This is a genomic window from Elizabethkingia sp. YR214 (genome assembly GCF_003058195.1).
In the GTDB taxonomy this organism is placed as follows: Bacteria; Bacteroidota; Bacteroidia; order Flavobacteriales; family Weeksellaceae; genus Elizabethkingia.
This window is the reverse complement of the sequence record NZ_QBUH01000001.1, coordinates 424,024-438,532: the sequence shown is the minus strand read 5'-3', so window position 1 is coordinate 438,532 and position 14,509 is coordinate 424,024. Positions and strand designations below refer to the sequence as shown.

Annotated in this window: 13 protein-coding genes and 3 tRNA genes; 5 read left to right on the top strand and 11 right to left on the bottom strand. The window is 37.1% G+C overall.

Annotation, left to right across the window (positions count from 1 at the left end; all coding sequences use genetic code 11):
• Positions 1–216 precede the first annotated feature (216 nt).
• Both C8J95_RS01925 and C8J95_RS01920 read left to right on the top strand, forming a co-directional pair.
• Positions 217–2,439, top strand: coding sequence for a TonB-dependent receptor (locus tag C8J95_RS01925; protein WP_107807378.1), 2,223 nt, complete (start codon positions 217–219; stop codon positions 2,437–2,439).
• 246 nt (positions 2,440–2,685) lie between these two features.
• Entirely contained in the window at positions 2,686–3,333 is a 648-nt protein-coding gene (locus tag C8J95_RS01920; protein ID WP_059322935.1) for a C40 family peptidase, read from the top strand.
• 324 nt (positions 3,334–3,657) lie between these two features.
• Here the strand turns inward: C8J95_RS01920 and rodA are convergent, their stop codons facing one another.
• The 8 genes from rodA to C8J95_RS01880 form a co-directional block, all read right to left on the bottom strand.
• Positions 3,658–4,887 (bottom strand): rod shape-determining protein RodA, encoded by a 1,230-nt coding sequence (rodA, locus tag C8J95_RS01915; protein WP_107807377.1) that lies wholly within the window; start codon positions 4,885–4,887, stop codon positions 3,658–3,660.
• Position 4,888: 1 nt separating this feature from the next.
• Positions 4,889–6,880 carry a penicillin-binding protein 2 gene (locus C8J95_RS01910; RefSeq protein WP_107807376.1) on the bottom strand — a complete coding sequence of 664 codons (1,992 nt, stop codon included), beginning with the start codon at positions 6,878–6,880 and terminating at the stop codon, positions 4,889–4,891.
• Positions 6,877–7,380, bottom strand: a complete 504-nt coding sequence (mreD, locus tag C8J95_RS01905; RefSeq protein ID WP_107807375.1) for a rod shape-determining protein MreD — start codon at positions 7,378–7,380, stop codon at positions 6,877–6,879. Before mreD ends, C8J95_RS01910 begins: the two co-directional genes overlap by 4 nt.
• Positions 7,370–8,218 carry a rod shape-determining protein MreC gene (gene mreC / locus C8J95_RS01900; RefSeq protein ID WP_107807374.1) on the bottom strand — a complete coding sequence of 283 codons (849 nt, stop codon included), beginning with the start codon at positions 8,216–8,218 and terminating at the stop codon, positions 7,370–7,372. Before mreC ends, mreD begins: the two co-directional genes overlap by 11 nt.
• A 30-nt stretch (positions 8,219–8,248) precedes the next feature.
• On the bottom strand, positions 8,249–9,274 hold the full coding sequence (locus C8J95_RS01895; RefSeq protein WP_009089961.1) for a rod shape-determining protein: 1,026 nt from the start codon (positions 9,272–9,274) through the stop codon (positions 8,249–8,251).
• A 302-nt stretch (positions 9,275–9,576) separates the two neighbouring features.
• Positions 9,577–9,660, bottom strand: a tRNA-Leu gene (locus C8J95_RS01890).
• Positions 9,661–9,666: 6 nt separating this feature from the next.
• Positions 9,667–9,742 (bottom strand) — tRNA-Gly (locus C8J95_RS01885).
• Positions 9,743–9,746: 4 nt separating this feature from the next.
• A tRNA-Leu gene (locus tag C8J95_RS01880) sits at positions 9,747–9,828 on the bottom strand.
• Positions 9,829–10,004: 176 nt separating this feature from the next.
• On the opposite strand from C8J95_RS01880, the gene C8J95_RS01875 reads away from it, so the two are divergent.
• The 3 genes from C8J95_RS01875 to C8J95_RS01865 all read left to right on the top strand — a co-directional run bounded on the left by C8J95_RS01875 (position 10,005) and on the right by C8J95_RS01865 (position 11,962).
• Complete coding sequence (locus C8J95_RS01875) at positions 10,005–10,388, top strand: DUF3127 domain-containing protein (protein ID WP_009089942.1); 384 nt, start codon at positions 10,005–10,007, stop codon at positions 10,386–10,388.
• Positions 10,389–10,450: 62 nt separating this feature from the next.
• Entirely contained in the window at positions 10,451–11,086 is a 636-nt protein-coding gene (gene aat / locus C8J95_RS01870; RefSeq protein ID WP_107807373.1) for a leucyl/phenylalanyl-tRNA--protein transferase, read from the top strand.
• The gene (locus C8J95_RS01865; RefSeq protein ID WP_107807372.1) at positions 11,087–11,962 is read left to right on the top strand and encodes a DMT family transporter; all 876 of its coding nucleotides are present in this window, start codon (positions 11,087–11,089) and stop codon (positions 11,960–11,962) included.
• A gap of 323 nt (positions 11,963–12,285) precedes the next feature.
• Here C8J95_RS01865 and C8J95_RS01860 read toward each other — a convergent pair whose 3' ends face one another.
• From C8J95_RS01860 to mnmA, 3 genes are read right to left on the bottom strand one after another with little or no spacing between them, the layout of a single operon-like run.
• Entirely contained in the window at positions 12,286–12,675 is a 390-nt protein-coding gene (locus tag C8J95_RS01860) for a hypothetical protein (protein WP_107807371.1), read from the bottom strand.
• A 44-nt stretch (positions 12,676–12,719) separates the two neighbouring features.
• Positions 12,720–13,244: an NADPH-dependent FMN reductase gene (locus C8J95_RS01855; RefSeq protein WP_107807370.1), complete on the bottom strand. Its 525-nt coding sequence runs from the start codon at positions 13,242–13,244 to the stop codon at positions 12,720–12,722.
• 3 nt (positions 13,245–13,247) lie between these two features.
• Entirely contained in the window at positions 13,248–14,432 is a 1,185-nt protein-coding gene (gene mnmA, locus C8J95_RS01850; RefSeq protein WP_107807369.1) for a tRNA 2-thiouridine(34) synthase MnmA, read from the bottom strand.
• Positions 14,433–14,509 lie beyond the last annotated feature (77 nt).

The following is a 14,509-nucleotide window of genomic DNA, read 5'->3' as shown; positions in this document are numbered from 1 at the left end:
CTTACAGAAATGTAGGTGCTTTTTTTATGCCCTTATTTCTGTAATCTTTCTGTTCTTATTTTGCTTTTAATGCTTCGGAATCTGATTAGCTGATGTTAACGGTTTATTTCTTATTCTTAGAATAGCTATCCTGATAAATTTCACTATTATTTTGTTTTAATTTAGAATTAATAAAAACTATATTTGCTGCCAGTTAAAATATATTCAGTTCTGTTTATGAAAAAACAAATAATATTACCTGCTATAGCTGTATTGGCTTATTTCCCAGGATATGCACAAAGTGTAAAAGATTCCGGAAATACTAAGAATATAGATGATGTTGTGATTGTCGCTTCCAGGAAGCCAACGAAGATATCGGATATTCCCGGAACAGTTTGGGTAGTGCCAAAAGATAAAATTGAGTTACAGGCTAAGAACGGAGTTCCTATTAAAGAAATGCTTTCTATTCTTATACCGAGTTTAGACATAGGACCGCAGGGTAGAACTAATTATGGTCAAAATATGCGTGGCCGTTCTGCATTGGTAATGATTGATGGAGTTTCTCTAAACAGTATAAGAACAATCAGCCGCCAGCTGGATGCCATAGATCCTTTTAATATAGAGAGAATTGAGGTTCTGTCCGGAGCAAGTGCAATTTATGGAGGTAATGCTACAGGTGGTATTATTAATATTATTACCAAAACACCTTCTAAAAAAGGATTAAGTGGTGAGACTGAATTAGGTGTCCGTACAGGCTTTATGGGGAAAGATGATCACGACTATCGTGCTGCTCAGTCTATCGCCGGAAAAGGCGAAAAGTTATTTGGAAGACTAGGTGTTGCTTATCAACAGAATGGTGGTGTATATGGTGCCGATCAGAAACAGCTGATTACTGATATCACCCAGACGGATTTACAGTATAATCAGTCAATAGATATCCTTGCAACAGGAGGTTATAAATTTAACAACAAGCATAAGATTACAGCATCTGTACAGTATTATAATTCCAAGTTCAATGGGGACAGAAGTGTTTTTCTTGGTGAGAATCTTAGTGCTTTTACAAAAAGAGATCCAAAAATCTTATCTATGAGAGACGGGTTTTCTTCAGACAAAAATATCGGAACAGAACGTTATATGGGGACTTTAGCGTATACCGGAAACAATATATTAGGAGGGCAGGATCTTTATGTACAGGTAGCTACAAGAGGCGAAAAATTAGGCTTTTATCCTTTTCCTGGGAATCTGAAGCTACAGACAGGTACGATAAGTTATATGTCGTCCTCTCAACAAAATACTTATTATACAGGTATAAAAGCATTGCTTTCCAAAAACTGGAATAAACTAAATATTACTTACGGAGTTGATATAGATTTTGAAAAATTCGACGCAAACCAGTCGGTATACAATCTTGAGAAAACAATGTCAAGTGGCGGATTAATTAATACAACACAATACGAGCTTGGCAGGTACCCAACCAACCGTTCCAGAAGTTATGCAGGATATGCACAGGTAAAATATGATATCATTCCTAAATTGCAACTTAATGCAGGAGTACGTTATCAGAGAATTAATGTAGAGGTAGATGATTTTGTAGGTGCAACACAGCAAGTGCAGGTAGCAATGGGCTATGGTAAATCTGCTTCGGCCATTCCTGGTGGAAAAAGCGATTACAATATGACGCTAGCCAATGCAGGACTTTTATATAAGATTAATGAAAAGAATCAGGTATGGGGAACATTCTCTCAAGGGGTGAGTCTTGCAGATCCATCCAAGTATTATGGTGCGGGAACTTATGCACTGGATCAGAAAACAGGAAACTGGAACGTAGTATCCAGTATTAATGTTAAAGAGCAACCATTACAGGGGATTAAAACAAATCAGTATGAAATTGGTTACCGTATTAACAGTAATGGTTTTAAAGCACAGGTTTCAGGGTTCCTAAGCAATTCTGATAAAAGCATAACAGTAGACAAACAAACATTTCAGTTGATTGTAAATGATCTGAAGCTTAGAAATATGGGAATAGAGGCAGAGGTATCTTATTATATGCCTAACGGAGTATATTTTGGAGCGAGTGGACTTTTAATAAAGTCTGAAGTAGATAATAAAGGAGCGTGGAACAAGCAGGAAGTCTATAATGCTTCGCCTTCTAAGATGGTATCATATATAGGATATCAAATTAAAAACTGGAACTTCAGATACCAGCATTTACAAAACTTTAAACTTAAAGACGATTTAGGAAATGTAATCGATGCATACGATACTGCAGACCTTATGATTGGCTATCAGCTGCCATGGGGTAAATTCAATCTTGGTATTCAGAACCTTTTCAATACCGATTATCAAACCATATGGAGCAAACGTTCGCAGATTCTGTATGGTGCTTACGGTGTTCCGGACTTGTTCTATTATAAAGGAAGAGGAAGAACATTTAATCTTTCATATACCTTTAATTTCTAGTATCAATGGTATTTATAGACAGATTGAAATAAATTTGTTAAAGAATCTTAATAAAAAGAAACCGCAAATCGCCAAAAAAGGCAGTTTGCGGTTTCTTTTTTTTTAACACTCTCTATATAAACGTTAAAAAGTGTTAAAATGTACGGGGTGCATGGTGGTTGAGCAGTGCTCGAAAAACACCTTTGTCTAAATTTGTGAAGCAATTTTCAAAAAAAGAGTACATTTTAACACAGTAATTAAATATATATGAAGAAAAGAATTTCACTTTATTTAATAGCAATTGTAGGAGCTATGTCACTACAATCGTGTGTTTCTAATTATGTTGTTTCCAGCCCTGTACAATACAAAACCGATGCCAAACTGGCGAAACTAAGCCCGAAAAAAATAGCAGAAGCTAAAAAAGAAATCAAAGAAAATGTAGGCGAATCTGTGGCTACATTTGCGAGCTTAGAGAAGGCGGGAATGGAAGAAGCATTAAACGCATCAGTAAAAAGAAATAATACAATAGATAATGTCCTGAAGCAGGCATATACATACCTTGGTACACCGTACCGTTTAGGCGGTACAACTAGAAGCGGAATAGATTGTTCTGCTTTTGTTTTGTCAGTATATGAAGAAGCTACAGGTGTAGAATTACCAAGAGTAGCTGCGTCTCAGGCTCATGAAGGAGAAGCTATAGCAAAAGAAAACTTAAAGAAGGGAGACCTTATTTTCTTTGCTCACTCAGGAAGAGGACGAATTTCTCACGTAGGAATTGTTGAAGAAGTAACATCTTCTGGTGAAATTAAATTTATCCACGCTTCAACATCAAGAGGGGTAATGGTATCTTCACTGGATGATTCATATTGGAGAGGAAAATACAGATCAGCAAAAAGAATTATTGCAGAGAACTAGTATTTTGTAGAATAAATGAAAATAACAAAAACAAAGCCTTTAGATTTCTAAAGGCTTTGTTTTTTTATAGGGTGTATTTAAGTCCTAATCTTTATAGATGATATTCTTCCCGGAAAAACAGTTTTATTGGCTGTAAACGGCTTTTATATCCGTTATTATATTCTTGGGACAATTATAATATTATAATCTTTTATATTCTTTTGGTCAGGAACAGCTAGAATTCTTTACAAAACTATATCAACAGATAATCCTGATGGAATAACATATGTAAGCAGGAGCAGCTAATCCCGATTGTCAGGAAGCATAATATAAGGTTAAAATAAGTTATACCAGGCTATTACGGTCTGCGTAGTTTAGTTTGAAAAATATAAACGTCATCATGGAAAAGGCCAGTAAGGAACTACCACCGTAACTGAAGTAAGGCATAGGAATACCAACAGTCGGAAATAAGCCCATAACCATACCTAAATTGATGCAAAAATGTAAAAGAAGGATAGAAGCAAAGCTGTAGCCAAAAACCCTGTTAAAGGTGCTTTTCTGCTTTTCTGCCAAATAATATATCCGTCCGATATACAAAACATAACAAATAATAAGCGTAGCACTTCCTATAAAGCCCCATTCTTCACCCACTGTACAGAATATGTAATCGGTTTGCTGCTCAGGTACAAACTTACCCTGAGTTACAGAACCTTCTTTATAGCCCTTTCCCCATAGTCCACCAGAACCTATAGCGGTCTTGGAATATAAAAGATTGTAACCAGAGGTATCACGAAACATTCTTTCACCTTTATAAAGTACCTCAATTCTTTCTCTCTGGTGCTTAGGGAGTTTTTCAAGGATTTTTGGAGAAGCCATAGCCAGTCCGCTCAAAACAAGTACCGAGCCTACAATAGAAGCGATGGAAATAATATTCCAGGAGATTTTGTAATAATTAAAGAAGATAAGTAATCCGGTAATAATAAGAATTCCTAAAACGACATAAAGTGGATTTATGGCAAGAGAGACCAGAAAAACTACGGCAAAAAGGAAACCTAAACCAAATAGCCACCCACTAAGTCCTTCGCGGTATAAAGCGATAAAAAATGCACCAAATACCAAAAGTGATCCTACATCCGGAATCGCAAGAACTACAACTGCAGGAATCCCAATAATAGCAAGAGCTGTCCACAGGGATTTCTTATTTTTTAAATTAAAATCGGGCCCGGCAACATAGTTGGCCAGCATAAGTGCTGTACCAATTTTAGCAAATTCTACGGGCTGCATGGTAAAGCTCCCGAATTTGTACCAGTTTTTTTGTCCTAAAATCTCTTTTCCGAAAGGGAATAAACCAATAAGTAGTAATACTCCGCCAACATAGATAATTGAGGCCATATTCTCGAAAAACTTATTCCGGGTAAAAAATATGATAATACCAACAAACACCGAAATACCAAAGAATACCAATTGCTTCTTTCCCAATTCGGCATCCACACTATTGATATTTGCAATAGCGAAAATACAAAGCAGGAAGTATAGTCCTAGTCCCAGCTTATCAATTCCTTCGGCCCACTTCATACTAATTTTTGGTTTTATTTTGTTGTTGTTGCGGTTTCGGTTGTTCCGCAGATATTCTCAATGCCTTCAGGCTATCTTCTGTTTTTTTCTTTTTCTGGATAGAATCTTGTTTGCTTGGCTCTACGTAAAGTCCCTTTCTCTTCAAGTCAACAATCCATTGTCTTTTATACTCCGGCATAAAGCTGGAAGTTATCATTTTTTTGTACAGGTGTTCCCGTTTAAGCTCCCCGGTTATATATTTTTCAGCAACCACTGTTGCGGCAGGCCCTGCCCATGTGGCACCGAATCCGGCATGCTCCATTACGGCTGCTACCACAATTTTTGGTTTGTCCGCAGGTGCAATCAGAACGAAAATAGAGTTATCCTTACCCTGCGGAACCTGAGCCGTACCTGTTTTTGCTAGCTGTGTAAAGTCTGAAGATCTCAAACTTCTTGCAGTACCTGCTAATACAACCTGCTCCATACCTTTCAGAATTGGCTCAAAATGCTTAGGATCTACAAGAGTTTTGTGCTTTTCCTTAAAGCGAGGATCTGGGTTAGGTTTTCCGTTAACAAGCTTTACAATATGTGGTGTTATGTACCATCCTTTGTTGGCAATTGCAGCAACTGCATTAGCCATCTGAAGTGGTGTGAGAAGTACATCTCCCTGTCCCATACCATTGAATATAGCTCCGTTTCTGGTAATGTCGGAGAACCAGTTTTTAGTACCGCTTCTTTTCTCATAGAATTCTCCGGACGGAATACGCCCTTTAGAACCAACAGCTAAGTCATTGTTTAGGAATTCACCAACACCAAAGCTATTCATTATTTTTTTCCATTCGTCCACTCCTTTGGTAGGATCTCCCGGATATTTATTCATAATTGAGATAAAAGCATAGGAGAAATAACAGTTACTGGAAACTCGTATTGCAGGAATCAATGGATCTGCACCGCCATGTCCCTTAATTCTCAGTCCTCTGTAATTGAAGCCACCGCCACAAGGGTATACTGTCTTCTCGTCCATTACTCCCATTTGCATCCCGGCCAAAGCTGTAAGTAATTTGAATGTCGACCCTGGGGGATATGCTGCCTGTAATGATCTGTCGAAGGTAGGCTTGTTATCATAAAGTGTATCTACCTGTAGTCTGTACAGGTTTTTATTTTTCTCAGGACCGGTAAATTGATTAGGATCTATATCCGGACCGGAAGCTAAAACTAGAATTTCTCCGTTATTAGGATCTATAGCGACAATAGCACCATGTTTGTTAACAAGCATTTCTTCAGCTATTTTCTGAAGGTCGTAGTCTATTGTCAGGGTTAGGTCGTCCCCGGGAACAACTTGTTTATCAAGCTTACCATCTTTATAAGAACCAATATTTCTCAGGCGGATATCTTTTTGGATATACTTCATTCCCTTAACACCACGAAGCTGCTTTTCATAAGATTTTTCAACCCCGGTCATACCGGCAATATCTCCCGGAAGATAATAGGTAGAGTCTCTTTTGATATAAGAAGGGTTTACCTGATTGGTATAGCCTAAAAGGTTTCCTGAAGTATTGATTTCGTATTGTCTTTGTGGTCTCGAAACAATTGAAAATGCTGGATATTTAAAAATACGCTCCTGAATTCTGGCAATATCCTCTCTTCCCAAATCCTTGATAAAGGTCATTGGAGTAAGCTTCGAATAATATTTTTCAGCTTTTACTTCTTCTATACGTTGGATAAACTGTGCTTTGTTCATTCCCACCAGGCTGCAGAAAGAAATCGTATCAAAATCAGGCTTCATAAGTGCCTGAGTGAATGAAATTTCGAAGGAAGGCTGATTGCCCACCATAATTTTACCATTTCTGTCAAATATAACACCGCGCTGAGGGATAACATATTCGATTTTAATAGAGGTATTGGCAGCATTCAAAGCATACCTGTCGGTAAACAACTGTAAATAGGCCAAGCGCGCAACGAAAATGCACGCGATAATACTAATAAAGGCCAATATTCTGAAATACGGTTTCACACTTTTTGTTTGATTCTAAAAATTAAGGCATACAGGAGGATAAATACAAATGAAATAATTGTAGTAAAAATAACATTTATAAAGACTTCCAGAATTCTGCTCAATTTAAAAAATTCAAGATATTGTACCAATAGCTGATGGATAAAAATATTGATAAATATAAAAAACAAAAATTGTGTCCATTGAATGGACTGAAATGAAAAACTATCAGCTTCATTGGATATTGAAGACTGAAATAATTGTGTTCTGAAATAAGCTATAAGGCATGTAGCAAATGCATTAATTCCCCATGTTCCAAGGAAAGCATCAATACCAAGACCTAATAAAAAGCTTAAAAATAAATAAATATAATTATTACGGTAGAATGGGTAGAACATTACAAAAATAGGATATACCACGGGTATATATCCGGAGATTGAAAGTCTGTTAAACAGAAATATCTGCAACGCAATAAGCAATGCAATCATTAAAAGGTCTGTTATAACATTTCTACTTACCATTCTGCACTTTGATTAAAGTATCCTGAATTTGTTTTGCAGGCATTTTTTTAAAGTTATTCACAATGAATACCTTCTGGGTCTGCCCCAGTTTCTCGCTCAGCTCTACTGAGATATCCCAGAAACCGGTTTTAGGATCTACATCGTAACCGGCAATTTTTCCAATCATAATTCCTTTTGGGAAAATAGAAGATTTACCATCAGTAACAACGGTATCTCCGATTTTCAGAGGAACATATTTTGGTACATCCGAAAGATGCATTGTTCTGGAATCTTCACCTCTCCATGTTAGTGTACCAAAATACCCCGAATTTTTAAGAGAGGCATTAATTCTTATTTTGTGGATACTCAGTACAGATTGCACAAGAGAATAATTGCTGGTTGTATTAATTACAATTCCGGCAATCCCTTGTGGTGAGATTACACCCATTTCTGGTGCAATTCCCTGCTGAGATCCTCTGTTTATCGTAAAATAATTGTCACTCCTGTTAATAGAGTTAAAAACAACATCGGCATCTACAAATGTGTAAACCTGTTCTCCTTTTACAGAGTCATTTACTTTTGTAAGTTTTGCCGGACCCGAATAATCCTTTCCGTAAAGCTCTATCATAAGAGCTTTGTTCTGGGCAACGAGATCCTCATTTATCTGTTTTAGTTTCAGATAATTAGTTCCTTCGTCTATATATCCGGAAATCCTGGAGTTAAAAGCAGAAGTTTGCGCAGCAATAAAAGATTGCTGCATAGAATTTTTTCTGAAAATTAAGATTACAGCAATAATCTGCAAGACGATAAAGAAGACGAAGAATCCATTCTTCGAAAATAATCTTATCAGAAAGCTCATTTAATTTTCAGAGGGAATATAGGGTTACAATTACTTAATCAGGAAGTTAAATTTATCCATGTTTTTCAACGCGATACCAGTACCACGAACTACGGCTCTTAGTGGATCTTCTGCTACGAATACAGGCAAACCTGTTTTTCTGTGAATTCTGTCACTTAAACCTCTTAGTAAGGCACCGCCACCAGCTAAATAAATACCGGTTTTGTAAATGTCAGCAGCCAATTCCGGAGGTGTAAGAGACAGTGTTTCCATTACAGCATCTTCAATGCGGATAATAGATTTGTCTAATGCACGTGCAATCTCTTTGTAACCTACCATAATCTCTTTAGGCTTACCAGTGATAAGGTCTCTACCTTGTACCGGAATATCTTCAATCGGCATATCCAGTTCTTCAACTGCAGAACCAACCTCAATTTTAACTCTTTCAGCGGTTCTTTCTCCAATATACAAATTGTGGTGCGTTCTCAGGTAATATGCAATATCGTTAGTGAATACATCACCTGCAATTTTCACAGATTTATCACAAACGATACCTCCTAATGCAACAACTGCAATTTCGGTTGTACCACCACCTATATCGATAATCATATTACCTTCAGGCTTTTGTACATCAATACCAACACCTATTGCAGCAGCCATTGGTTCATAAATCAGACGAACTTCTTTAGCGTTCACTTTTTGGGCAGAATCTCTAACAGCACGTTTTTCAACTTCAGTAATACCAGAAGGGATACAGATTACGATACGTAAAGCTGGTTGGAAAAGCTTTCCTTTGATTCCAGGAATTTTTTTGATGAATTCCTTAATCATATGTTCAGAAGCTTGGAAATCAGCAATAACTCCATCTTTAAGTGGACGGACAGTTTTGATATCTTCGTGGGTTTTTCCCTGCATATGTTTAGCCTGCTCACCGACAGCAATTGGCTTTCCGGTGGATCGCTCTATTGCAACGATAGAAGGCTGATCGATTACAATTTTATTATTATGGATGATCAGCGTATTCGCCGTCCCAAGGTCAATAGCAATTTCTTGCGTGAACATATCAAATAAACCCATTTCTTTCTTCTGATTTTTAAGTTGACAAAGATACAAATTAAACAAGCAGACTTTCTGCCTGCTACAATAATTTTAGCATAAATTTAACGCAAAAAAACAAAATTTCTTGCGTTTTACTGCAAATGTTTTAATATTAAAATTTTCTAATCTTTTATAAAAGGTTTTTGTCAGGACAATTAATATTAAATATCTAAAAATAGGAATTTTTATTTTCAGATATCTATATATTCTATATAGAGAGAAATGAAGGTAGGCTATAAACGAAAAAAGCATTGTCAATCAAAGATTAACAATGCTTTTTGTACCCCAGACGGGACTTGAACCCGTACGCCCAAATGGGCACAGGATTTTAAGTCCTGCGTGTCTACCAATTCCACCACCAGGGTGTGAAGTGGAGCGAAAAACGGGATTCGAACCCGCGACCCCAACCTTGGCAAGGTTGTGCTCTACCAGCTGAGCTATTTTCGCATAGTGCGGATGAAGGGACTCGAACCCCCACGCCTCACGGCACCAGATCCTAAGTCTGGCGTGGCTACCAATTACACCACATCCGCTTTATTTAAAGAACTTCTCTATCGTTTTTGTGAGTGCAAATATAGAGACAATTTGTATTCCCTCCAAATCTTTTTTAGAAATTTTTCATTTTTTTTTAAAATCAACAAAATTTCACTTCCGTTCACCACTCTTCATTCCAATTTTATTACCTTTACAATTCGTAAAAAATATTGAAATGGAATTAATAGGTACAGTAAAGAAATTATTTGATGTTCAGACTTTTAACAGCGGTTTTCAGAAAAGAGAATTGATTCTTCTGACTCAGGAACAATACCCGCAGCCTATAAGTATAGAGTTTTTATCAGATAAAATTGATTTGCTCAATACTATTTCAGAAGGAGAGCAGGTAAAGATCGGAATTAACATTCGTGGTAGAGAATGGCAGGCACCGGATGGTCAAATCCGTTACTTCAACTCTATTACAGGATGGAGAGTAGAAAAAGCGACAGGTGATTTTAATGAGCCAGTTCAGGCTGCTCCTATGCAGGCTAATCAGTCAACTGCAAGTCAGGATACCAATGTATTTGGTAACGATGACGATGATGATTTACCATTCTAATCAGAAATCTTTATACCATCATATAAATCCTACTGTTTATTGAGTAGGATTTTGTTTTTCCTATGTATCAGCTAGACCCTAATGATATTTCTTTCCCGGACCCGGCATTGTATAATCCGGAAGAAGGGCTAATGGCTTTTGGCGGAGATCTTTCTGTCGAAAGGATTTGGTTTGCATACCAGCTTGGTATTTTTCCCTGGTTTAATGAGGGCGAAGAAATTCTTTGGTGGTGCCCGGATCCGAGATTTGTTTTGTTTCCGAACGAAATAAAGATTTCTAGATCTATGCGTAAGGTTTTTCGTGATGAAGCATTTTCTTTTACCGAAAATCAATGCTTCATCGAGGTAATCAGGAACTGTAAAGATATTTACAGAGAAGATCAGGACGGGACCTGGATAACTGACGAGATGGAAGAAGCTTATATAGAGTTGCACAGACTCGGAAAGGCCAAAAGTATTGAGGTTTGGCAAGATGAAGAGCTGGTTGGTGGTTTGTATGGGCTAGATCTGGGAAATGTTTTCTGTGGAGAGAGTATGTTTGCGAAAGTAAGTAATGCTTCGAAAGCCGGATTTATTTATTTCGCAAAAAAATATCAAGAGACGTATGATGTGATAGACTGTCAGGTATATACGGCCCACTTGGAAAGCCTTGGAGCAAGGATGATAGATAAGCAGGATTATTTAAATTTTTTAAAATAAATGGATACAAATAGGGAAAAATGGGTTCTTCTGATGGTGCTTACCCTAATATGGGGTTCATCATTTATCCTGATTAAAAAATCTTTACAGCATTTTAATCCGTTTGAGGTGGGAGCACTGAGGATTCTAATAGCTTCTCTGATACTAATGCCTATTGCAATAAAACACCTGAAAAGCTTTCCTGCAAAACAACTTAAATGGGTTGTGGTGGTAGCACTTTGTGGTAATTTTTTTCCAATGTTTCTGTTTCCGATTGCAGAAACCAGAATCAGCAGCAGTATTGCCGGAATTATTAATTCTATGCTACCTATTTTTGTTATTATAGTCGGGCCATTATTGTGGGGAATTAATTCGACAAAAAAACAGATGATTGGCGTTGGAATTAGCTTTGTAGGAGCTTGTATTCTGATGCTGGCCTCCAAAAATGAAAGTGGCTCCATTGAGATAATCCCTATTTTATTACTTTTACTGGCAACGGTATTCTATGCTATAAATGTTACAACGGTTAAGGCAAAGTTAGGTTCAATTCCAGCGAAAATGCTGTCAGCCTATGTTTTTTCATTGGTATTATTTTTACCCTCGCTTCTTACCCTTGTCTTTGCAGGCTTTTTTACCAACTTCAAGGCAGATGCCAGCTTCTGGGAGGGCTTAGGCTTTGTCTCTCTGTTATCTGTTTTTGGAACAGGGCTGGCTATGATGCTTAACTATCGCCTGGTGAATATCTCTACACCTTTGTTTTCTTCTTCAGTAACTTTACTAATGCCTATTGTGGCTGTAGGTTGGGGAATTGTAGATGGTGAAACTTTAAATATGGTGCAGGTAGCAGGTGCTGTACTAATTATTTCTGGACTTATTTTTCTGAGAGCCAATAAATAAAAATAAAAAAACTGCGAGCGGAACGCCGCTGCAGTTTGAAATAAATCTAATAAAAAGTAAAAATGAAAGGCGACAAAGATAAGTATTTTTTTATTTACCCTCCAAATTTATTTTTCAAATTCTGAATTGTACTAATAATAAAGAAGTTCGGGAAATTAGATTATGTTAGATAGGCATCATAAACAAATATCATTATCCCTAAAATACTTAATAAGATAATACGAATGATTCCCGGATAATAAATAATCAAACATCATAATAGGAGGCCTTCTTTATTTTCCAGGCTAATCAAATAACGGTTTTTTTATAATAAAGAAAACATGCTATCTCTTTACTTCTGAAATTTTGACTGTGGGAGCCGTAAGATATCCTTTTTCCTGGATGTAGGCATAGAATTGTACCTTTCCATTTACAGAAGTCGTATTCTCTATTATGATTCCATTAAAGGAAGTGTCCATAAAGCATGCTTTTTCGCCTTTCTTAATGATTTGATACAATTTGTGATCAGAAGTATAGATCTTAAAAGTGGAATCCTCAGTGGAGGTATTAATTAAATCAAATTTGTGATTTCTGGAAGTGTTAGAAGTCAGTATGTATTCTTTCTGGCCATCAATATTCCAAAGTTGGGCATAAACTCCCCTAAAGCCAAAGGTTCCTGAACATGATGAAAGAATAATAGAAGCTAGAAAAGTAGTGTAGAGTAATTTCTTCATAGATTGCAGTTCTTTATGATAAAGACAATCTAAAATAGAAAAAGTTACAGCAGATTTTTGATGTTTTCTGATAATTTCTGAAGAGCTTCAATGGTATCGGGATCTGTAAGCTGTCCATCGGTATTGAATCTCCCTTTTACTCCCGGAATCAGAAGGGTAGATTCTTCAGAAAATTTTGCTCCCAGGGTTTTCATAATGAGGTGTAGTTCCTCTTGTCCCTTTTCTCCGGATGCGGAAGCTGTAATAAGCACTGATGGCTTCTGATAGAATATATCTGTTGCAACAAGCCATTCCAGAGCATTTTTCAGTACTCCCGGAATACTAAAAATGTATTCCGGTGTACAGATCAGAACGATGTCTGCATATTTTATTTCTTCCCTGAATGCGATCACCTTTTCAGGCGTATTTTCAAAGGCCTGATCTGGCGAGAAATAGGGAAGGCTTGTTAATCCGTTAAAATAAGTGATTGTAAAATTATGATGAAGCAGCTTTTCAATCTTTTCTACAATCTTTTGGTTTGAAGAATTGGGTCTTGTACTACCAATAATAGCTAAAATCCGAGGTTTCATACCTTAAGAAATTACACCACTTCCAAGCGTTTCTTCTCCGACGTACCAGGCTGCAAATTGCCCTTCAGCAATAGCTGATTGAGGTTCTTCAAATTCTATATAAAAAGCATCTTCAAACTGATAAATTGTAGCCTTCTGTAAAGGCTGTCTGTAACGGATTCTGGCCATTACTTCACGGCTTTCGCCATTTTGAAGCTGCAGATCTTTACGGATCCATTTTACTTCGTCATTATTTATTTTCAGTGCTTTTTTATACAATCCCGGGAAGCTGTGGCTTTCTCCTACAAAAAGTATATTATTCTCCATATCACGGGAGATCACAAAGCAAGATTCTTTATGCCCCCCTATACCAAGGCCTTTACTTTGACCAATTGTGTAATACTGAGCGCCCTGATGCTTGCCAATGACTTTTCCGTCACTTTTCTGATACCTGATTTTTGAAGAAAGGTACTCCAGTTCTTCTTGTTTTGATGAGAATTCAGGCTGAGACTTATTAAACCCAGAAAAGTCTCTGAATATTTCTACAATTTCACCTTCTTTTGGCTGTAACTGTTGTTTCAAAAATTCAGGAAGACTTACTTTCCCAATAAAACAAAGTCCTTGGGAGTCTTTCTTGTCAGCTGTTACCAAACCGATTTCTTTTGCAATTTCTCTTACCTGTGGTTTTGTTAAATGACCAATCGGAAAAAGAGCCTTGGAAAGCTGATCCTGACTTAATTGACAAAGAAAATAAGACTGATCTTTATTATTGTCGTTACCGGCTAACAGGCGGTAAATTGTTTCACCATCTTTTTCTACAGAAGAAAGTTGTGCATAATGACCTGTAGCCACTTTTTCAGCTCCCAGAGAAAGTGCAACATCCATGAAGGCATCAAACTTTACCTCACGGTTACACAAAACATCCGGGTTGGGTGTACGTCCTTTTTCGTATTCTTCGAACATGTAATCTACAATACGTTCCTTATAAAGTTCGCTCATATCGATTACCTGGAAAGGTATTCCCAGCTTTTGGGCAACCATTAGTGCATCATTACTATCTTCTATCCATGGGCATTCATCTTCCAGAGTAACCGAAGCATCGTTCCAGTTACGCATGAAAAGTCCAACAACATCATGTCCCTGTTGTTTTAGTAAATAAGCTGCCACACTGGAGTCTACTCCTCCGGATAGTCCGACTACAATTTTCATTCTACAAAAATTTTTTGCAAAGTTACAACAACTTAATCTATTGAAAAACGTATTGTTATTGAAAGCATCAAATGCAG